This window comes from Halomonas sp. JB37 (assembly GCF_002332255.1).
GTDB classification, from domain to species: domain Bacteria; phylum Pseudomonadota; class Gammaproteobacteria; order Pseudomonadales; family Halomonadaceae; genus Vreelandella; species Vreelandella casei.
This window is the reverse complement of the sequence record NZ_NRGW01000001.1, coordinates 2070043-2090064: the sequence shown is the minus strand read 5'-3', so window position 1 is coordinate 2090064 and position 20022 is coordinate 2070043. Positions and strand designations below refer to the sequence as shown.

Below are 20022 nucleotides of genomic sequence, written 5' to 3'. Positions count from 1 at the left end.
AGTCTTTTTCCAGAGTGATGCCCATGCCACGCTCTGCCGATGACGACGACAACTTTTTAAACGAATCCCTAAAAAGCACAAACCTTACGATAAAGCCTATTCAAACACCTCGTAATGACGCGTCACGTTTCGGGTTAGCTGTCCCCAATCGGAGTTTGCTACACGCTGCTGATGTCGCTCAAAGGCGGCACGGTCGACAAACTCTTCATAGACATCAAAACGGCAAGGGTCGGCGCTATTCTGAGCAACCTCGAACGTCATGCAGCCTGGTTCTTCAAGGGTGAGCGCGCGGTGATCGACAAGCCCGGTTTTCACGGCTTCCAGATCGCTGTCAGGGACGGCTATAAAACCTTTCAAGGTTACTTTTGGCACTGAGGTCTTCCCTTTATACAGCGTTACCATTCAATGTGAATGGGCGTACCCACCTTAACCAGCTCCATGAACTCATCCATTTCCGAGTTGCTCAAGGCAATGCAGCCATTGGTCCAGTTGAAGCGTTGAGCAATGGGCGCCAGCCACCCCAACCAGTTAAACTGGCCGTGCACCATGATAAAACCACCTGGCGATACGCCGAGGCTTTCGGCATGCGCTATATCTGCTTCATTGGGGTAACTCACATGCATGGAACGATAAGCCGCGGAGTCCTCTTTCTTGTAGTCCAGCGTGTAGTGACCTTCAGGCGTTCGCTGGTCGCCCTCCTGCACCTTATGGCCCTGCGGGTTGCCGCCAAACGCAACGCGAAACTCTCTAACTACGTTCTCCCCATCCAGGAGATACATACGGTTTTCTGATTTATCTACTTTTACCAGATCGACATCCGCCAGAACCGGAGTCACTAGAAACAGCAGCAGCCATGCTAGTTTATTCATCGTATAAGCCAGTAGATAAAAGCCCTGGAGTGTACGGGAGATCGTTTAGGCGGTGCTACCGCTAAAACGCGATGTACAGCCGCAACGCATACTGATGCTGTATGCCCTGCTCGATAATCGGTTCAGGGTAATGTCTTAAAACCGATTACGCGGCGGTGATAGGTAGCGCTTCCAATACTCGTTATGAAGCCAGTCAATAAACTCATCAGAACTAGTATGGCCCGCGAAGGCAAAATTATAGATAAGCCAGATAGCCCCACGATTAGAGGCGGCTCTATAAGCGGCAATCGCCTGAGCGCCATCAAGCCAGTGAAAGGCCATACACGTCGAGATAAGGTCAAAACGACCCTGCTTCGAAAGCTCGGTATAGTCGGCCCTTCTTACACATAGCCCGCGCTTTCGTGCTATGGCCAGCATCTCGTCAGATGAATCAATTCCCATGACGTCCTGACCAAGTTCAAGTAATAGTATAGTAGAATCACCAGTGCCACACGCCACATCAACCACGCGCTCAAAGTGCCTGTCCTGCACGTGCTGGTGCATTTTTTGAACGACAGCCTGATGGATTTTGGGGCGATAGTGGTCATACCGTTCACCCATGCCACTCTCTGTGAGGTACTGGGTCATGGGCGCTTCCTGTCCAGCCGGCTATTAGTAAACACATGGCTAAAAGTTAAGCTTCCGAGGCTTCCACTGCTAAACCAATTTCTTGTCCATAGGAGATCTCTAGAATATGACCATCAGGGTCATTGATAAATGCCCAATAGCCAACCGGATCGCCTGAATCAGTCGCTTCTTTGGATAAAATACCTTCATGCCTAGCACGGTCGCATAGGTCATCCACTGCGCGTCGACTTTCACACCCCACACCCAAATGAGCAAAAGGCCCTAAAATAGGAACCGGCTGGCTATTTTGGACGAGAACGAGGACAAATGGACGCGTTTTATCTGACAACCAGACAACGCGTTTGCCGGCTTCCTCATCGATTCGCTCGTGCATGACTGACATGTTGGCGTAGCGCTGATAAAACGCAATGCTGCTATCCAAGTTACTCGCTGATAATGCAATGTGGGTAAAGCCAATATCTTTTGCCATCGAAAACTCCAAAGCGATCTAGATAATTCAATAAGTATTACGGCGCTAGGCTTTAACAATGCCGAGCCAAAAGTTTCGTCACGGACTCAAGCGTCACCGTCACTCCGCGCAATTGCCTACAACGCATCACGATTTAAATTGCGCTCCGCCGGGATGTCACTCTGGTACTCCACAAACTCGACTTCAAAACCCGCCGGGTCGACAAAATAAACGTTTTTGCGAAACGGCTCTGTCGCGCCGGGTTTGGCAATGGCAAAACCCGCGTTATTTAACCGGGCAACCGCAGCATCCAGGTTATCGGTCACGTAGGCAAAATGCGCTAAGCCGACGCTATGCCCCGTCAAATCGCGATTCGTTCCTTCGCCATGGTCGCTTAATGCTAGGTAATGTCTATCGTCACCGAAGTGCACCCATTTACGCGGCTTGCCGTACCACTCGCCTTGGCCCTCATCGCGTATCTGCCAGTGTGGGAAAGCGGCGCGGTAAAAGTCCAGCATGGCATCCATATTCGCAACGACCAGGTTAACGTGCTCTAAGTACATAAGCGTTCTCCTTGTTTGATTTACAATAAGAGGTTAAAACCTCAACCCATATTGAGGTAAAGCTTTTTTTGAACATGAACAAAAGCGGGAGCGAGCATGGCGGAGGCAAATTGGAGTGTTGGCAAAGTGGCCAAGCGCTGCGGAATCAACGTCAGTGCCCTGCATTTTTACGAGCAGCAAGGGTTGATCCACAGTTCTCGCAATGCAGGAAACCAGCGCCGCTATAAATCCGAGGTGCTTAGACGCATTTCTGTGATCAAAGCCGCGCAGAAAGTCGGCGTGAGCCTTGAAGAGATTAAACAGGCCTTTGAATCGCTGCCGAATAACCGCACGCCCACGATGGAAGACTGGCAACAGCTTTCAAAACGCTGGCAGCGCATGCTGGATGGCCGTATTGCGTATCTACAAACACTGCGTAATAACCTGAGCGGCTGTATCGGCTGCGGTTGCCTGAGCATGACCAACTGCCCGCTGTATAACCCGGATGATCAATTGGCGAAAGTGGGTAGCGGGCCGGTACTTTTGGATCAGGCGGAAGAGCGGGCCGGAGGCAACGCTCATCAACAAACCAACGCCAGCTCATAGGCCAGCACTTGCCGCTAACGTGCGCCTCGATAAAACCACGTTGATCAATCAGTGTGCGAATGCAGATGGTGCTAATCTTGGATAATGAGTGGTTGCTCAGTTTTCTCACCATACAATGACAAGGATGGTTATGGCCGCTTTTTTTACCTCTTCAAGTGCACGTCGGTCTTTGCGCGTCTGTTGTCTATTATTGCTTCTGTTAAGCATTGCCTATGGATTCTCTGCTGACGCGGCAGCCGGGGATGCAACAACGGCTCGGGCGTCCAATAATGTAGAACAAGGCGATACTGGTGCCGCTGCCCCCGCAGCCCTCCCAGCGCCTGCTACTATCAGCAGTGAGGGCACTAACAATGCGCAGATCGAAACCACACCTTCACCGCTCAAAGACAATGAGATTCGCCAGCGCATAAGCGGAATTTTTTCTGAAATTGAGGGACTGGGAGCGATTGAGGTTAGCGTCGCCCAAGGCGTGGTCATCCTGGCAGGTGAAACGGCCAATGAAAGAAAAGCCCAGCAAGCCATCAATTTAGCCAATCGGCTGACTGATGTAGTAACGGTAGATGATCAGATCAACCGTACCTTGGACGTGCAGGATAATGTCTCGACCGCCTATCAAGGTTTAAGGACCAAAGGCCGAAATCTGTTCAAGGCCCTGCCCTTATTAGTGGTCGCTTTCTTACTGTTTGGGTTAGTCGCGTGGTTTGGCGCCTGGCTGTCTAGACGCCAAAAACTCTGGCAACGATTAACGCCTAACCCATTCGTGGCAGAGTTGTTGGCACAAACTATCAAAGTTATTTTTATTATCTTGGGGCTGATACTGGCGTTAAGCCTGATAGGGGCTGAGACAATTATAGGTACGCTGCTGGGCGGTGCGGGGGTGATCGGTATCGCCATTGGTTTCGCCGTGAAAGATACCATTGAAAATTACATTGCATCCTTGATGCTCAGCATTCGCCAACCTTTTCAAGCGCGGGACCACGTGGTCATCAATGATAAAGAAGGCATTGTGGTGCGCCTGACCTCCCGCGCCACGATTCTCATGACCCTGGATGGTAACCAGCTACGTATACCTAACGCGGATGTATTCAAAGGCATTATTCTCAATTACACCCAGAATCCAGAGCGCCGCTTCACGTTTGAGCTAGGGGTTGATGCCAATGACGACCCGCTAGCGGCCATCAAGGTAGGCCTTGATGCCGTTCAGACATTAGACTTTGTTTTAGCCGAACCCAAGGCCATTGCCATCATCACTCACGTGGGCGACTCCAACATCATATTGGAATTTCAAATGTGGGTAGATCAGTCAAAAACGGACTTTGGTAAAGCCCGCAGTATTGCCATTCGTGAAACCAAACACGCCCTAGAAGATCAAGGGTTCAGCCTACCAGAACCGATCTATCGCTTACGTTTTAATTCCAAGCTTGAGCAAGCATTGGAACGCTTTCAGATCCAAAGCGCAGATTCGCTCACCTCTGATATGACGCTGACCTCTCCCACGCATGATTCCCAAATAGCCATGGGGCCCAATGCGCTTGACGAAAGAGAGAAACGACAAGCCAAAGCACGCGCCAAGGAGGTACTGCGCGGCCAGGATGCCGATGAAGTGCTGGATGCACGGCCTGACGAGAAGCTTATGGAAAAGGTAGATCAGGAAATTGCTGAGAATGTTGATGGAACCGATTTATTGAATAAGAACTCACTGCGGGAGTAGATCTCAGGCTATCCGGCACATGCGTATAGCGCCCTTTGATTGTCGATGGCGGTAGCTGAATACAGCGGCGTTAGCCTGAAAGAGATCAAGCGCATGCTGAATAGCTCATGAATAATGGCGTATTACCCTTTTACGCTATACTGCATCATCTTTTATTTTCGACACACCTTACGACAATCTGTCAGAGCTCCTTATGTCATTTGCAAAACTAGGCTTATCCAGTCCGCTTGTTCAAGCGATTACCGAACTAGGCTACACAACGCCAACGCCCATCCAGGAACAAGCGATTCCTGTCATTCTCTCGGGTCAAGACTTAATCGCCACCGCACAAACGGGAACAGGCAAAACCGCGGCCTTTGTTCTGCCGCTGCTAGAACGATTCAGCAACGCGGGAACGTTACGCGGCAAACGCATACGTGCGCTAATTCTAGTACCGACGCGTGAGTTAGCAGTTCAGGTCGAAGCCAATGTGGCTCAATACGCTAAACACACGCACTTAACGTCCATGGCGATGTATGGCGGTGTAGACACCGAAGCTCAAAAAGAGCGCCTAATCGCAGGGGTGGATATTCTGGTCGCCACGCCGGGCCGATTGCTGGATTTGGCTCATCAGCGGGCGCTGCACTTTGATGAGCTAAAAGTCCTGGTGTTGGACGAAGCGGACAGAATGGTCGACATGGGTTTTGTCGATGACATCAAAAAAATCATCGACCGCCTGCCTGAAAACCGTCAGAACCTGCTGTTTTCAGCCACCATGACTGGCGACGTTCGGGCGCTGGCCTACGGCTTTTCAGATAGCAAAATGACCGACCTGGCGGCGGACATCTCCATTACGCCCAACGTTCGCGCCGCCGCCAGCATCAAGCAATGGCTCATCACGGTAGATAAGGACACCAAGTCCGCACTGTTGAGTCACTTGATCAACGAGAACAAGTGGGATCAGGCGCTCATCTTTGTCGAGAAAAAACACAATGCCGCCAAGCTGGTGGCGCAACTGGAAAAACGCGGCATCACCGCGGACTCCATTCACGGCGGCAGAAGCCAGGCCATGCGCGAGCAGGTCTTGGCTCAGTTCAAATCCGGCGAACTCAAGTACTTGATTGCCACCGGGGTGGCCGCTCGTGGTCTGGATATTGACGAACTGAGCCGTGTGGTGAATTACGATTTACCGTTCCAGCCAGAAGATTACATCCACCGCATTGGCCGAACCGGTCGTGCGGGCGCCTCGGGTGAAGCTATATCGTTGGTCGATATCAGTGACTTCAAGAATTTGTGTGCCATTGAAAGGCGATTAAACGCAATCATCGAGCGCAAGGAAGTCGAAGGCTTCCCGGTTAAAAAGGCCGTGCCCGCTTCAAACTTGAATTATAAAAAGAAGTAATCGCTAATACGTAACCAAGAAGCTCACCTCTCAAGCGATCAACAGGTGAGCTTCGTTAGTCGGATGTAAACGCATCTAGTAGCTCCGCATTAGTCGGATATTTCTCCAATAGCGCAAGCAACTTCTGCGCGCCTTCTATTGGCTTAAGTGCTGTCAAACCTCTACGCAATGTGCGTACTTTTTCAATATCTTTTTCATCAATCAAAAGCTCTTCACGACGGGTACTGCTTTTGGCGATATCTATCGCCGGGAAAATCCGTTGATTGGCCACGTCGCGAGATAACACGAGTTCCATATTGCCCGTGCCCTTGAACTCCTCGAAAATCACCTGATCCATACGGCTTCCCGTATCTACCAGCACGGTGGCCAGAATCGTGAGCGACCCGCCGTTTTCGATCTTTCGCGCGGCGCCAAACAGCTTTCGGGGTATTTCCATCGCGCGGGAATCCAGCCCACCCGACATCGTACGGCCATTGCCCCGCTGCTCGGCATTATGAACGCGCGAGAGTCTGGTAAGAGAATCAATCACAATCATCACATCATGCCCCTCGCCCGCTTGCTTACGTGCCGTCTCAAGGAGCTTATCTGCCATACGCACATGGTGTGTATAGGTTTCGTCTGAAGACGATGCATGAACCTCTGCCGACACACTGCGCTTAAAATCGGTCACTTCTTCAGGGCGCTCATCAATCAGCAAGGCATACAGCTTTATGTCAGGATGAGCCACTGCAACGGCCTGACAGATATGTTTTAACATCGTCGTTTTGCCAGAGCCTGGCGGCGCCACGATTAATCCTCGTTGCCCCATCCCAATGGGCGTAATTAAATCCATCGCCCGCACAGTGCGCTCTTGAGAGCCAGGCGCTAAATAAATGCGTGGGGAAGGATGAATAGCGACGCCATTTAAAAAACGTTGTTCGGGATCATCAGGGAATTGATCTTCCACTTCGTCGGCGGGGTTGTCGTCTATCTGTTTTTTTGCCTTCAAAGCTAATGTTTTTCTAGCCATAATATCGATGGATTGCCTTAAATAATCTGAATTTATAGAATAACTGCAGCACTTTGAAAATGACATTGGCCTCTTGCCGATATATAACGCCCAGCGTATGAGCGCGAACGTGCGAGCGTCGCAGCAGCCGAAATCCGTGAATAACACGATCCGTTATGTGGCAATCCAACCAAGTGCTACAATTTATGACATTGCAACACATTCTGAAGTAGTTATCATGAAAAGCGAAATACTTAAGCGCACGCATAGATCATGACACAAAAGTCGCATTTACCAGCATCTGTGATGATCTCGGATTAAGCCCATCTTAGGCACTCAAGCTTTTTGCACGTGCCGTCATCAATCATGGCGGTATACCCTTTGAGCTTAAAACGCGCCAACCAAATGAAACAACTGCGGCTGCAATTCAGGAACTAGCAGAAGGTAAAGGCCACCATGCTTTCATAGTTTCGCCTGCGTGGAATCACGGCCTCCATGCCCTTTGCCTCAACCTGTTCACGGATACGCTCGCTGTCATAGCCTTTGTCAGCCACCAGCGCATCACCTGACGGCAAATCGTCAATTAATGCCTGGGCTTCTGTGCTGTCGTGTACCTCACCGCCCGTTATCCTGAAAGCATTGGGAAGTCCGTAAGCGTCGACGGCCAGATGAGGTTTGCTGGTGTTGCCTGCACGGCTTTTACCAATGACTTCTGTTTGCTCTGTGGCGGCCCTGTACTGTCCTGGTGTGCTTTAACATAAGAGCCATCAATGAACAGCCACTCAACATCAGGGTAATCCACCAATGTGCTGAAAACCGTCATCAGTGTTCCAGCCGCTGACCAGGCGTTAAAGCGCTTATAGACAATATTCCAAGACCCAAACGCTTCGACCAGTGTTCATCCGTGAGCATTTGTCAGGGCATCGCAGGCTCGCAGTTTGTTGGTGCGGGAACCTCTATTCTGCGAGCTTGCTTCTACTCTACCAAATCTTCTTCGCCCAAACGTCAACAGGCCCTAGCTAATTCAGCTAATCAATATAGGTAGGCTCGCTGGAGAGACGGTCTTCCGGCAGTTTGTCTCGCACGCCGGCTACTTGGCCAGCACTTACCTCACCACCTTCATTGCCCCAGGCATTACGCACGAAATTGGCCACATCAGCTACCTCATCATCAGAAAGCCGCCAGGCGAAATCGGGCATGGCCAGCGCTTCTGGACGCTTCTCGGTCGAAGGCATACGAGCGCCGGATAGAATCACGCGAATGATCCCGGTGGGATCCTCGGCATTGACCAGCGAACTGCCCTCCAGTGACGGAAACACCTGCGATGCCCCTTTACCATTGGCAAAGTGGCAGGCGTTGCAGTTATCCAGATAGAGCCGAGCACCGGTATTACCGTCCACATCGGCGTGGGTCAGCATCGCTTGGGTCTGTTCGTCGGCCTGTTCATCGTAGGGCGCCTCGTCGCCTTTTCCTGCGGGCAATGATTTGAGATAGCTCGCGATAGCATAGAGGTCGGCCTCATCCAGATGCGATGTACTGTACGCAACCACCGGGGCCATCTCACCGGCAACGGCGCTATAATCATTTCGGCCTGTCTCCAGATAGGCAACGATATCCTCTTCGCTCCAGCGCTGAAGCGGATGGCGCTGATTACCACGACCGCGCAGATTAGGTGCGTACCAGCCTTCCAGCGTTTCCCCTCTCAGGAAGTCACGGCCCTCGCCGTTCATGGCCTTTTCCTGGAAGAACAACCCACGCGGTGTATGACAACTGCCGCAGTGCCCCAGCCCTTGCACCAGGTAAGCGCCCCGGTTCAGCTCATCGCTTCGATCATTAGAGGGCGTGAACGGTTCAGAGGATGTGAAAAACCAGTTCCAAATCCCAATACCCCAGCGCTGGTTGAACGGAAAGCTCAGATCCGTACTCTCCGGCTGATTCGACACCGGCGCAACGCCTTCCATGAAGTAGGCATAGAGGGCGTCAATATCGTCATCGATAATTAACGAGTAGGAAGGATACGGCATGGCCGGATAAAGCTTTTTGCCATCATTACGCACGCCATCGCGCAGCGCAGCGGCAAACTCATCGCGCGTATAGTTGCCAATTCCGGTATCTGGGTCAGGGGTAATATTGGTCGAGAAAATCTCCCCAAAAGGGCTTTCAATCGCCTGACCGCCAGCAAAAGGCTCGCCACCTGGAGCGGTGTGACAGGCAACACAATCGCCCGCTCTGGAAAGGTACTCACCGCGCTCTATCTCAGTCTGATCAAATGCCATGCCTTGCGCCGCCGCGCTTAAAAGACCAATGCCCGCCAACCCCTGACGCCATTGTCGATGTATCATCATGGTCGCTCTCCTTATGCTTGAACCAGCGGGCCGGGGTTGGGTAAGTACTGCTCGCGGATCGCTTTCGCAGCCCAATAGGTCAGCGCGCCCACAAGCCCCGTGGGGTTGTACTGAAGATTCTGGGGAAAAGCATTGGCCCCCATCACAAACACGTTGTGGACATCCCAGCTCTGCAGATACCTATTCAGCGCACTGCTGGAAGGGTCGGACCCCATGATCGCACCACCGACGTTATGGGTCGTCTGGTAAGGCCGGACATCATAATGCGAATCGAAATCCTTGAACGAGAGCTTGTAGTCGTCCGGCCCCAGCGCCTTGGAGAGCGTGTCGATCTTCTGTTTCATGAACTGGGTCATGCGCACATCGTTTGCCTTCCAGTCAAACGTCATGCGCATGAGCGGTCGCCCATGGTCATCGGTATAGTTGGGGTCAAGATCCAGATAGCAGTCGCGGTAGGCCATGTTGCTGCCGTGAGAACCAATCGTCATGGTGTGACCATAGGTTTCCTGCACGGCCTGTTTCCAGCCAGCGCCCCAGCTTGGCGCACCTGAGCGCAGCGGCATATTGCGAATCGGCTGCCCATTGGTCATCGCGGCATTGATATAGGAGCCACCAATGAAGCCTTCCTGGGCAAAGTCGATCTGCTCAACGCCGAAGTCGTTGATGATTTCGCCATTGGCACCTGCACCAATGAAGGGATTGAACTCTTTATCCTTGAAGTAGAGCGTTGAGCCACCGTTCATCTGGTAGGCGTAGTTCTTGCCGACCACACCCTCGCCGCTTACCGGGTCATAAGGGGTACCAATACCCGATATCAACATCAGGTGTACATTGTTCAGCGAGAACGTACCCAGCACCACCAGATCAGCCGGCTGAAATATCTCATCGCCCTCGCTATCGATATAGGTCACGCCGGTGGCCTTTTTGCCATCGCTATCTAGCTCGACCCGTAGCACTTCGCTATTGGCCTGGTAAGAGAAATTTTCGCGCCGCTTCAGTGCGCCCAGAATACAGGTCTGGGGCGAGGACTTGGAGTAGTTCATGCAGCCATAACGTTCACAGAAACCACAAAAATTACACGGCCCAAGCTGCATACCATAGGGGTTGGTATACGCTTCTGAAGCGTTACCGGCAGGCAAGGGAAAAGGATGCAGTCCCTGATCACGCGCCATGTCAGCAAACAGCGTATCGTTATGGGTACGCGCGAGCGGCGGCATGGGATATTCATTTGAGCGCCATCCCTCGAATGGGTTGCCCCCTTCCTGAAGCTCGCCGTTAAGGTTACCCGCCTTGCCAGAAATACCCGCCACTTTTTCGAAATAGTCAAAAAAGGGCTCCAGCTCTTCGTAGCTTACGCCGTAATCCTGAATGGTCATTTCATCAGGAATGATATCGGCGCCGAAGTTCTCCTCGACGTAGCTTTTAAGGCGCAATTCCTGAGGCTGTGGCCGCCAAGTATGTCCGTTCCAGTGCACGCCCGCGCCGCCAACACCATCACCGGGTAGGAATGAACCCAGGGTACGGTAAGGGACAGCCATATCACCAAGACCATGACGAACCGTCAGCGTGCTTTTGGCCGGCTGTTGCATCAGTTTAAGGCGCACGCCGTAGGTAAGCTCATCGGCCATTTTCGGATAGGAAAAGTCCGGTACGGTATCGCGGTCTTCACCGCGCTCAAGCGCCAAAACGCTTAAGCCTTCCTCGGTTAATTCCATGCCCATAATCGAATTGGTCCAGCCAAGACCAACCAGTACAACATCAACCGGTGGATTTATTTTTGCCATGCTTATCCCCTTTCGCCGGTAAGGCTGACCGGCCCTAACGGATATTTGACGTTATGTTGGTCGACCCACTCCAGATACGCGCCCCTGGCGCCTGGGAAGCCGATAAATTTCCAGGCGGCCATATGCTTGTTGCCGCCATGGATTGGGTCGGCAAAATAGCCCTCTTTGGTATTTTGCAACAAAAAGGCAAAAAACTGGCGAGCACTAACGTTGTCGAAGGTTATGTCTTCCTGCTCAAGCTGCTGTAACACCTCTTCCTGAGTGGCGTTATCCAGGGCTGAGAACCTTTGGCCATACTGGCGCACGCAGTAGTCAAGCGTTGCGGCAATCCCCGCCCGATAAACCTCCCGTGGGAGCATTGACGACTGATATCCCATCAGCGGTAATACATCGTCAGGAAAGGGACCTTTCATGTACCAATCAGCCGCATAACCAAAGCTGCCTTCCATCTGCCTATCAATAAAGATGGGCACATTGGTTTCCAGGGCACCGGGCCCAGGCCCGTCGCTGGGAATCAACCGGTCACAGGCCGCAAGCAGAAAAACCCATTCGTCTGCGTCGAAAAAAACTGGCTGATAGTCACTTAGCTGTTCTGGTGGTTCGCTGGCGGAGACGGTGAGTGAGATGCCACTCCCCAGGGTGACGGCAGGAATGCTGGTTAACGCACCCTTCATAAATCGTCGACGCGATTCATTGTTTAGGCTCAACGGTCTGCTCCTTTATGCTTTTTTCAGTCACGGTTTTTTATAGTTAGCTCGGGCTAATTAATTAAGTCTAGGACCTGTTGACGTTTGAGCGAAGAAAATTTGGCAGGATAAAGGCAAAATCGCACAATGTTGGTTCCCACACCAACAAACTGTGAGCCTGCGATGTCCCGAAAATGCTCACGGATGAACACTGGTCGAAGCTAAAACCTATCCTGCTTCAACACGGTGTCTATGACAAGGCCAGTCTGCGACCCACTGTGGAAGGTATTCTTTACCGGATGCGCACGGGTTGTCAGTGGCGGAACCTGCCCGAAGCGTTTGGGTCTTGGAATACTGCCTATAAGCGCTTTAACGCCTGGCCAGCGGCTGGAACACTGATGACGGTTTTCAGCACATGGGTGGATTACCCTGATGTTGAGTGGCTGTTCATTGATGGCTCTTATGTTAAAGCACACCAGGACAGTACAGGGCCGCCACAGAGCAAACAGAAGTCATTGGTAAAAGCCGTGCAGGCAACACCAGCAAACCTCATCTGGCCGTCGACGCTTACGGACTTCCCAATGCTTTCAGGATAACGGGCGGTGAGGTACACGACAGCACAGAAGCCCAGGCATTAATTGACGATTTGCCGTCAGGTGATGCGCTGGTGGCTGACAAAGGCTATGACAGCGAGCGTATCCGTGAACAGGGCACGATTGAGGCTGTCCAGTGCGCGAACCTTGAGCGACTTGTTAGAAGGCGACCTACTGATAAACTTCAACATAGAACCGCACCTTGCCTAAAGGCTTAACCTCATGCCGTATGGTCAGTTCTACGACACCACTATTTTCCGGATCAAGAATAATAACTTCTTTTACTGGCTCGTTGATTGTGTACTGTAGCTTGCCCTCCAGCACCACAATTTTTCCTCATAAGAACTCCTTGATTTGGTGCTCGTTCAGCAGCCCTTTAGGCATTGTATGCTCATCAAAGTCTGGGGTTTTCTTGTATGGAGTAACGCTGTTCGGTAACGGCTTCAAGTTGGGTTGCCTTCTAACGCCTTAGCTCAGTTGCCGCCGGAGCGGCCGAAGGCCGCGGAGGGAACCCGAAGCGCGGCAGCGCTTTGGGTGGTCAACTGCAGCGATCTGTTAGCTTTGTTTGGCAAGGTATTCTTTAGCGCGCTGGCCAACGAAACTACGCCCAGCATTTGACCCGTTAATCCATTCATCAACTGAAAACAATTCAAACAGTCCGACTTTAATCAACGTCGGAACGGCCACTTCCAAGTGTTCTTCTACTTCTCCGCGTTCGCCTGCGTTGTACAAAGCGACATTGCGAAGCATCGTCGCGACCGTACCTGTTTGCACCCTACTCCCGTCCTTGAGAGTGACGGCGGGAAGCTCTTCTCCGTCGGCCACGATCTTTTTATTGATCGACCTGAGCTGTTCGGTGTTATCTGGCGAGCTTTCAAGCATCTCTATTTCCTTCAACAATTATTCGTGATAGCTAACGCTTTGCTAAGCGGCGTAAAATAGTTGGCTAAAATAGTGAGGAACGAACGACAGCCAACTATTTTACGTCCGCTTGAGCAACTTGTTAGTGAATCGCCCCGGATATTCTAGACACCCGTTAGGCTCTTGAAGTAACGCCTTTCATACTCAACCGGTGACAAGTTATCACTTGTGCCGTGTCGGCGCTTTGGGTTGTAAAACATTTCAATGTAATTGAACACGTCACATCTAGCCGCTTCGCGTGTTGAATAAATCTGTCGCTTGATTCGCTCTCGCTTGAGAAGTTGAAAGAAGCTTTCAGCAACGGCGTTGTCATGACAGTTACCACGTCGGCTCATGCTGCCTACCAAGTGATTCGCTTTCAGAAAGCTTTGCCAGTCTCCACTGCTAAACTGGCTTCCTTGATCCGAATGCACCATCACCGTTCCTTGTGGCTTGCGTCGCCAGACTGCTGATAACAAAGCATCCAGTACCAACTCCGTGGTCATGCGAGACTTCATCGACCAGCCAACCACTTGACGAGAAAACAGGTCGATAACTACCGCTAAGTAAAGCCAGCCTTCGTAAGTGCGGATGTACGTGATGTCCGTCACCCAAGCAATATTTGGCGCTGTTACTTCAAACTGACGGGCTAAATGGTTAGGGGATACAACAGCCGCTTTTCCACCGCCATAGCCGCCAGGGCGTCGTCGATAGCCCGTCTGAGAGCGTAAACCTTCCCTACTCATAAGACGCGCCACACGGTGCTTCCCGCAAGTTTCGCCAGCTTCACGCAAGTCCTGGTAGACCTTGCGATAGCCATATACACCGCCACTTTCAAGCCAGGAGTGCTTGATCAATCCCAGTAGGCGCTCATCTTCCCGAGCTCGATTAGAGAGCGCTTTTTTACACCATGCGTAGTAACCGCTGGGATGCACGGCCATCATCTGACACAAGCGACGTACCGCGTATTGGCTCGCATAATTTTGAATAAACGCGTACCTCAGTCGGACTCCCTGGCGAAGTACGCGGTGGCCTTTTTTAATATGTCTCGCTCTTCTGATACGCGTTTGAGTTCGGCCTTCAAACGACGGTTTTCAGCTTGGAGATCATCATCTTCTTGCCGTTGTTCTACCGGCTTATCGTAGCGCTTGATCCAGTTGTACAAGCTGTGCCCTGACACGCCTAGCCGCTCAGCGACCTCGGCCACGCGATGGCCGCGCTCTACCACCTGTTTGACGGCTTCGATTTTGAATTCTTCAGTGTAGCGGGGATGGCTCATGGTTCCTCCTAGATACCTTTAGTATAAGGCCTGGAGGTGTCTACGAAACCTGGGGCGATTCAGAATATCTTTGAATGTAGATCCATTACACGCGATTCGAGAATGGCTTTCATCAGCGCTTCCCGAATCGGGCCTCCATAGTAAGACCCTAATGATTCGTCATCAGCATCAAAATGAAACGAAATTTTCACAGAAATTCTTCCTACCTTTTAATGCAAGACGCACCGCGATCAGTTTGACGATGCATAACGCCTGAGTTCAGGTGCGTTTGATCCGCCGGCCGTTTTTGTAGCAGCAAAAATGGGCAGCGGGTCAAAGGTCACCTGCAACGATTTGTTAGACGCAAACTCACCCATCCCCATCAATCTCTCCCAGCAAAGCAAATTCCAACTGCTCGGGTTCCTTCGATGACTCAAGATGCCCCTTCATTTCCGACCAAACCTCATCCATATTGGCAAGATCTTCGTCTGTATAGATGATGTAGGAGACACCATATTTCCTCCAGTACCGCTTGTGCTTCTTCATCTCCTTTTCAAAGTTCTCCTTTGCATCCTTGTCATATTCCGCCATTTTGCGACCAGCACCCTTTAGCTTACCGTGGGCCGACCAAGGAGAAAATTCGAACCCGTATTTTTCATGGGTCCAAGGATTAACGATCAGGTAGTCGAGGCGGTGCTGGTGCTTTTTCTTGTGAGGATCGTATCTCAGCTCAGGTATGAGAAGTGGAACCGAAAGCGGATCATCGCTCGTACTAACGAAATCAATGTATCGATTTGCGACGTCCAACTGGTACTGCGATTTAGTCCGGCGTACCATGTCTCGGAAGAACTGAAGATAGTCTTCGATGGTAGTGAACGTTCGAACACGTTTTTCACCCATGTAGCAGAACCCCGTCTCCATCACATGAGCGATTGTCCAATACGGGTTCTTGAAATGGCGAATCTCGGAGTTGTCGTTTTCCCACTGATCTGCGGCGAAGCGGGGCGTAACAAGAAGCCCAAACTCATCATCGTTGTTCCCAAACCAGTATTCGCTTTCGTCCAGCTTGGGCTTCTGCTTGTAATGCTCCTCATAGTGCTTCAAAAAGGAGCTTTCAAGAAATAGGGAAACGTACTTTTTGAAGTTTGGGTGGTCGCCGGTGATAAGATCATACATCACAACATGCCGATGGTTCGTTCCAGCTTTTAGAGCCTTGGAACGACAACGCTTCAGACCAGAGAGCCACTTGCTTTTGTATTCAAGCGGGGTATGAATCACGTCATCGTGCAGTTTTATGTAGTCATCTGTCTTACTGCCTATAAACGCGTTCAGAGAAGCCTCTGCGGTGTACTTTCCGCCGCAAGCTGCCTTCATTTCTTCAAACACGAGTGGCTGCAGGATTCGCCGCTGAGATTTTATTTCTGCAACTCGCTTGTTTCGGGCAGTCTTGTTTGGGTCCCGTTTGGCCATTAATCCCTCCCTTTGCGTCTAACAGTGATTATATAGCCCGCCACATAACATTCTTAAATATGCACGCGTATTTATTAACATTATCCAGCATTCAAAAATAACTCTAAACATCTGTTTTATATAGCACAGGCGCGACATTCGGCTATATATCAAAAACTCGCGTGTCCGCTCGTTTTGCTCTATTCAATCATACTTTATTGATAAATTTTGCTTCGGTCACCTGAAAACTTGATCGCGAGGGGTAGCCATAGGTCTTAGGTGGGTGTTGGTTTGGGTGACGTTACCGTTGCGCCCTGAGCCGCAACGCCTGCGCGGTGGGGAGTTGACGATGTGGGCATGTGGCTGAGCGGGGCTGCGGGTGCTGCCCTTCGCGGGTCCCTTTTTAGCTCGTGCCTTCCCAAGGCGGTACCCGCATTACAGGGGGCTTTATTGTGGCGGAATATATCGCGCGCTAAAGCGCCCTCCCGCAACACTTGTTCAACACCACTAATGCAGTGGCTATGTTTGTGGGAGGAGCTTTGGATTTATGCTTTGAGGACATAGCGCAGAGTTTCGACGACTGGATCGGTAGTCGTACGCATGGCCTGGGCCTTGGCATCATCTGCTTTAAGCGAGCTTCTTCGCTGAGTATAGTAATATAAGGCTAGGCCAGCGCTGCAACGTTTATTGCCATTCCAGCTTAAGGTCTTTATGTGACTGCGCGCAGTCGCGCAGATAGAGATTAATCAAGCTTTGATAAGGTAGGTCTTTTTCTTCAGCGAGATTTTTGAAATACGCGATGGTGTCTTCATCCAGCCGGATCGTGACCTGCTTTTTAAGCTTTTTGGCGTATGGGTTTTTAACAGACTCTGAAAAATCATAATGATCACGCATATCTATATCCTTCGTAGGCTTTTCTCTCTCGTTTATCTGCCTTGCGCGCTGAAATAATGCGAATGGTCTCACCGTCTCTAATGCAGTGGCACACCACCAACAAGCGCGAATGAATGCTCGTCCCGAGAAGTATGAAGCGATCCTCCTCCTCAGAATGGTCGGGATCTGATATCAGACGGCCGAACTCATCTGTAAAAGCAGTTCTGACCTCTTGAAAGACGTCATGCTTTTTACGATTAGCGGCATTCTTACGTGGATCCCAGTCAAAGGTAAGACAACTCATAATTACGTTGTAGTTATATTATAAGTATTATCAAGCTATTGGAAATGATGATTCTTGGGGCAAGATCTTTGACGCGCCAAAGCGTGCGCTCATTAAATCAACGATTCAAAGTCGGAAATTCTACAGGCCACTTTGGGCCTGCAGAATATTTTGCAGGCTTATGCTTTCAGCACGTACTTGAGGGTTTCAACGACTTGTTCAGTGGTGGTGCACCAAGCCTGCGCACCGGCATCCACCTCTTTCAGCGGGTGAACGATGTCGTCGCTGTGCAGGGTTATGTAGGGCTTAGCGAGTGCGGCGCAGTAGCCTGCATCAAAGGCGGCATTCCACTGCTTATACTTGTCACCAAAACGCACCACGACTAAATCGCTTTGCTCAATCAAAGTGCGAGTACGTATAGCGTTGACCTTAGACGACTGGTGGTCGCGCCAGAAGCCGTTTTCTGGCTTACCTAGGTGGTCGCCTGCGGCATCACTGGCGTCGTGGTCGGTGACCGGGGCGGTGAAGACGATATCCAAACCTGCGGCTTCTGCACCACGCTGGATTTCATCGCGCCAGTCGGTGTGGATCTCGCCGGATAGGTAAACGTAAAAGCTCATGGCTTACTCCTTAAATATTGAATATCAGATAACTAAGTAGAGCCATTTTATGGAAAAACATTCCAACTTAATACCAGCGTTACAGTAGCGGGTGTTTGGCGAGCATATAGATATCCATAATCCAGCCATGTGCTTCACGCAGCGCGGCGCGTCGCTCAATAATCTCATCGTTTACTTCGCTTAGCGGGCCTTTGATCAAGCATTGCTTGTCCATCCCCAGGTAAGCGCCCCACCAGATGTAAGTATCTTCTTGTGGCAGCGTGGTGAACGCCCCGCCGCTGTCGAGCATGACGGCAACGGTGGCGGCATCGCTTGGCCAGCCGCGTTCGCGTAGGCGGCGGCCGGTGGTTATTTGAACTGGCTCGGCAAGCGCATTGAGGGGAATTTTGTGCTCGGCGGTGAGCACTTGCAGGCTGGTGATGCCGGGCACTACCTTGACCTCAACGGCGCGGCCACTATCGGTCAAGCGCTTGGCAATACGCAGGCTGCTGTCATAAAGCGAAGGATCGCCCCACACCAACATGCCAACCCGGCCGCCGTTGGGTAGATGCTTATCCATAAGCTGTGCCCACACCCGCGCAATGGCACTATGCCAATCGTCTACCGCGCTTAGGTACGCACACTTGGCATCGCGGGTGGGTAAATCGAACTCTACGATGTTGGCCTGAGTAGCGCTATCAAGCAGCTGTTCGCACAGCAGTCGGCGCAGGTCGAGCAGGTCTGATTTCGCCTCGCCCTTGCGCGGCAGCAAAATCACATCGGCGCTGTTGAGCGCCCGCACGGCGGCTAAGGTAACGTGATCGGGGTTGCCAGTGCCGATACCAATCAGCGAAAGCGTGATCATGCGCGGTCCTCTTCATCATCCACGCTGCCCGCAAACGGTGAATCCGCAGACTGAGGCCGAAAGCGGCGGTCGTAACCTACCGCGTAAAGGCTGCTTTCATGAAAATCGTCGTTTTCCAGCACCGGCCCTACCAGAATCAGCGCCGTGCGCTGCAGGGCACCTGCGGCTAATGCTTCAATGCTGGAAAGACGGCCTCGAACCACCCGCTCATCGGGCCAGCTCGCCCGCCAAACGATAGCGACCGGGCACTGCGGGCCGTAAAACGGCGTCAAATCACTCACTACCTGCGCCAGATTATGCACGGAAAGATGAATAGCCAGCGTAGCGCCGGTATTAGCGAAGTTAGCGAGGCTTTCACTGCTGGGCATTGCGCTGGCACGGCCCGGCGTGCGTGTTAGCACTAATGATTGCGCCACTCCTGGCAATGTTAGCTCTTGGCCCAGCGTTGCCGCCGCCGCCGCAAATGAAGGCACGCCGGGGGTGACGCTGTAGGGAATATCCAGCGCACGCAGGCGGCGCAGCTGCTCCCCCATGGCGGACCACACCGACACATCGCCGGAGTGCAGCCGGGCGATATCCTGGCCCGCAGCGTGGGCGGCTTGAATTTCATCAAGAATTTCATCCAGAGAAAGCGTCGCCGTATTAACGATGCGCGCGCCTTCAGGGCAGTGCTCAAGAATCTGCTCGGGCACGAGTGACCCTGCGTAAAGGCATACAGGGCAGGCCGCGATTAAATCGCGCCCGCGCAGCGTGAGCAGATCCGGTGCGCCGGGGCCTGCGCCAATAAAATGAACCGTCATCAAATAACTCCTGTTGCCCGTGCCTTTGCCACTGCGGCCGTGGCTTTTCTGTCGGCTGAAATAATTCGCGGCCCCAGTAGCTGGGCACCGCTGCCAGCAGCCAAAAGCGCAACGGCTTCCGCCACGCTGCCGGTGCCCTTTGCCTGCTGGCTGTAAGCTGAGCGGGTAAGCGTCGCCATGCTGGCTAAGTCGTCATCTGCCACCACGACAACCTCAAGGCAATGCTGGCGGCCGAGGCTTTCCACCAGCGGGCGCATCGCGTGAGTAACGGCCAATCGGTCGATATCGCCATATTGGTGGCAAAGCTGCTCAAGCGCTTGTTCTAGCGATGCCAGCGTTGCCTCGCGGCGAAAACCAAACCCGGCTATGAGTATCGGCGTAGTGCTCATCGGCGTACCTTCTGCATTACCCGCCC

At 51.9% G+C, this 20022-nt stretch carries 21 protein-coding genes and 2 pseudogenes; 4 read left to right on the top strand and 19 right to left on the bottom strand.

Annotated features, from left to right (window positions below; translation table 11 throughout):
• Window positions 1-96 precede the first annotated feature (96 nt).
• The 5 genes from CIK78_RS09710 to CIK78_RS09690 form a co-directional block, all read right to left on the bottom strand.
• Window positions 97-372 (bottom strand): antibiotic biosynthesis monooxygenase, encoded by a 276-nt coding sequence (locus CIK78_RS09710; protein ID WP_096282339.1) that lies wholly within the window; start codon window positions 370-372, stop codon window positions 97-99.
• A gap of 23 nt (window positions 373-395) precedes the next feature.
• Entirely contained in the window at window positions 396-869 is a 474-nt protein-coding gene (locus tag CIK78_RS09705) for a L,D-transpeptidase family protein (protein WP_096279508.1), read from the bottom strand.
• A 135-nt stretch (window positions 870-1004) separates the two neighbouring features.
• Window positions 1005-1496 (bottom strand): class I SAM-dependent methyltransferase, encoded by a 492-nt coding sequence (locus tag CIK78_RS09700; protein ID WP_096279506.1) that lies wholly within the window; start codon window positions 1494-1496, stop codon window positions 1005-1007.
• Between the two features lie 46 nt (window positions 1497-1542).
• The gene (locus tag CIK78_RS09695; RefSeq protein ID WP_096279504.1) at window positions 1543-1965 is read right to left on the bottom strand and encodes a VOC family protein; all 423 of its coding nucleotides are present in this window, start codon (window positions 1963-1965) and stop codon (window positions 1543-1545) included.
• A 116-nt stretch (window positions 1966-2081) separates the two neighbouring features.
• Window positions 2082-2507 (bottom strand): VOC family protein, encoded by a 426-nt coding sequence (locus CIK78_RS09690; RefSeq protein ID WP_096279502.1) that lies wholly within the window; start codon window positions 2505-2507, stop codon window positions 2082-2084.
• 96 nt (window positions 2508-2603) lie between these two features.
• Between CIK78_RS09690 and soxR the strand changes: the two genes are divergently transcribed.
• From soxR to CIK78_RS09675, 3 genes are all read left to right on the top strand, one after another.
• Complete coding sequence (gene soxR / locus CIK78_RS09685) at window positions 2604-3092, top strand: redox-sensitive transcriptional activator SoxR (RefSeq protein WP_096279500.1); 489 nt, start codon at window positions 2604-2606, stop codon at window positions 3090-3092.
• 130 nt (window positions 3093-3222) lie between these two features.
• On the top strand, window positions 3223-4803 hold the full coding sequence (locus CIK78_RS09680; protein WP_096279498.1) for a mechanosensitive ion channel family protein: 1581 nt from the start codon (window positions 3223-3225) through the stop codon (window positions 4801-4803).
• A 193-nt stretch (window positions 4804-4996) separates the two neighbouring features.
• A complete protein-coding gene (locus tag CIK78_RS09675; RefSeq protein ID WP_096279496.1) occupies window positions 4997-6184 on the top strand; it encodes a DEAD/DEAH box helicase in 1188 nt (395 codons plus the stop codon).
• A 55-nt stretch (window positions 6185-6239) separates the two neighbouring features.
• Here the strand turns inward: CIK78_RS09675 and rho are convergent, their stop codons facing one another.
• From rho to CIK78_RS09640, 5 genes and pseudogenes are all read right to left on the bottom strand, one after another.
• Window positions 6240-7193 carry a transcription termination factor Rho gene (rho, locus tag CIK78_RS09670; protein ID WP_096279494.1) on the bottom strand — a complete coding sequence of 318 codons (954 nt, stop codon included), beginning with the start codon at window positions 7191-7193 and terminating at the stop codon, window positions 6240-6242.
• Between the two features lie 446 nt (window positions 7194-7639).
• A pseudogene (locus CIK78_RS18080) lies at window positions 7640-8058 on the bottom strand (IS5 family transposase); the annotation flags it as partial.
• 142 nt (window positions 8059-8200) lie between these two features.
• Window positions 8201-9517 carry a cytochrome c gene (locus CIK78_RS09650; RefSeq protein ID WP_096279488.1) on the bottom strand — a complete coding sequence of 439 codons (1317 nt, stop codon included), beginning with the start codon at window positions 9515-9517 and terminating at the stop codon, window positions 8201-8203.
• Between the two features lie 11 nt (window positions 9518-9528).
• Entirely contained in the window at window positions 9529-11301 is a 1773-nt protein-coding gene (locus tag CIK78_RS09645) for a GMC family oxidoreductase (protein ID WP_096279486.1), read from the bottom strand.
• Window positions 11302-11303: 2 nt separating this feature from the next.
• A complete protein-coding gene (locus CIK78_RS09640) occupies window positions 11304-12008 on the bottom strand; it encodes a gluconate 2-dehydrogenase subunit 3 family protein (protein WP_096279483.1) in 705 nt (234 codons plus the stop codon).
• 173 nt (window positions 12009-12181) lie between these two features.
• On the opposite strand from CIK78_RS09640, the pseudogene CIK78_RS09635 reads away from it, so the two are divergent.
• Window positions 12182-12696 (top strand): annotated as a pseudogene (locus tag CIK78_RS09635) (IS5 family transposase); the annotation flags it as partial.
• Between the two features lie 439 nt (window positions 12697-13135).
• Here CIK78_RS09635 and CIK78_RS09620 read toward each other — a convergent pair.
• The 9 genes from CIK78_RS09620 to CIK78_RS09580 all read right to left on the bottom strand — a co-directional run bounded on the left by CIK78_RS09620 (window position 13136) and on the right by CIK78_RS09580 (window position 19996).
• The gene (locus CIK78_RS09620; RefSeq protein ID WP_096279477.1) at window positions 13136-13462 is read right to left on the bottom strand and encodes a hypothetical protein; all 327 of its coding nucleotides are present in this window, start codon (window positions 13460-13462) and stop codon (window positions 13136-13138) included.
• Window positions 13463-13605: 143 nt separating this feature from the next.
• Window positions 13606-14759, bottom strand: a protein-coding gene (locus CIK78_RS09615) for an IS3 family transposase (RefSeq protein WP_096277116.1) whose coding sequence is annotated in 2 segments (ribosomal slippage) — window positions 13606-14522 and window positions 14522-14759 — 1155 coding nt in all. Because the reading frame shifts where the segments join, the coding sequence is not laid out codon by codon here.
• A gap of 348 nt (window positions 14760-15107) precedes the next feature.
• Complete coding sequence (locus tag CIK78_RS09610; RefSeq protein WP_096279474.1) at window positions 15108-16208, bottom strand: topoisomerase; 1101 nt, start codon at window positions 16206-16208, stop codon at window positions 15108-15110.
• 663 nt (window positions 16209-16871) lie between these two features.
• Window positions 16872-17081 carry a BrnA antitoxin family protein gene (locus CIK78_RS09605; protein WP_030069104.1) on the bottom strand — a complete coding sequence of 70 codons (210 nt, stop codon included), beginning with the start codon at window positions 17079-17081 and terminating at the stop codon, window positions 16872-16874.
• A complete protein-coding gene (locus CIK78_RS09600) occupies window positions 17074-17364 on the bottom strand; it encodes a BrnT family toxin (RefSeq protein WP_096279472.1) in 291 nt (96 codons plus the stop codon). Before CIK78_RS09600 ends, CIK78_RS09605 begins: the two co-directional genes overlap by 8 nt.
• A 158-nt stretch (window positions 17365-17522) precedes the next feature.
• Window positions 17523-17963 (bottom strand): YtoQ family protein, encoded by a 441-nt coding sequence (locus CIK78_RS09595; protein ID WP_096279470.1) that lies wholly within the window; start codon window positions 17961-17963, stop codon window positions 17523-17525.
• A 79-nt stretch (window positions 17964-18042) separates the two neighbouring features.
• A complete protein-coding gene (gene cobF, locus CIK78_RS09590; RefSeq protein WP_096279468.1) occupies window positions 18043-18807 on the bottom strand; it encodes a precorrin-6A synthase (deacetylating) in 765 nt (254 codons plus the stop codon).
• Complete coding sequence (cobM, locus tag CIK78_RS09585) at window positions 18804-19607, bottom strand: precorrin-4 C(11)-methyltransferase (protein WP_096279465.1); 804 nt, start codon at window positions 19605-19607, stop codon at window positions 18804-18806. Before cobM ends, cobF begins: the two co-directional genes overlap by 4 nt.
• On the bottom strand, window positions 19607-19996 hold the full coding sequence (locus CIK78_RS09580; RefSeq protein WP_096279463.1) for a cobalamin biosynthesis protein: 390 nt from the start codon (window positions 19994-19996) through the stop codon (window positions 19607-19609). Before CIK78_RS09580 ends, cobM begins: the two co-directional genes overlap by 1 nt.
• Between the last annotated feature and the right edge of the window lie 26 nt (window positions 19997-20022).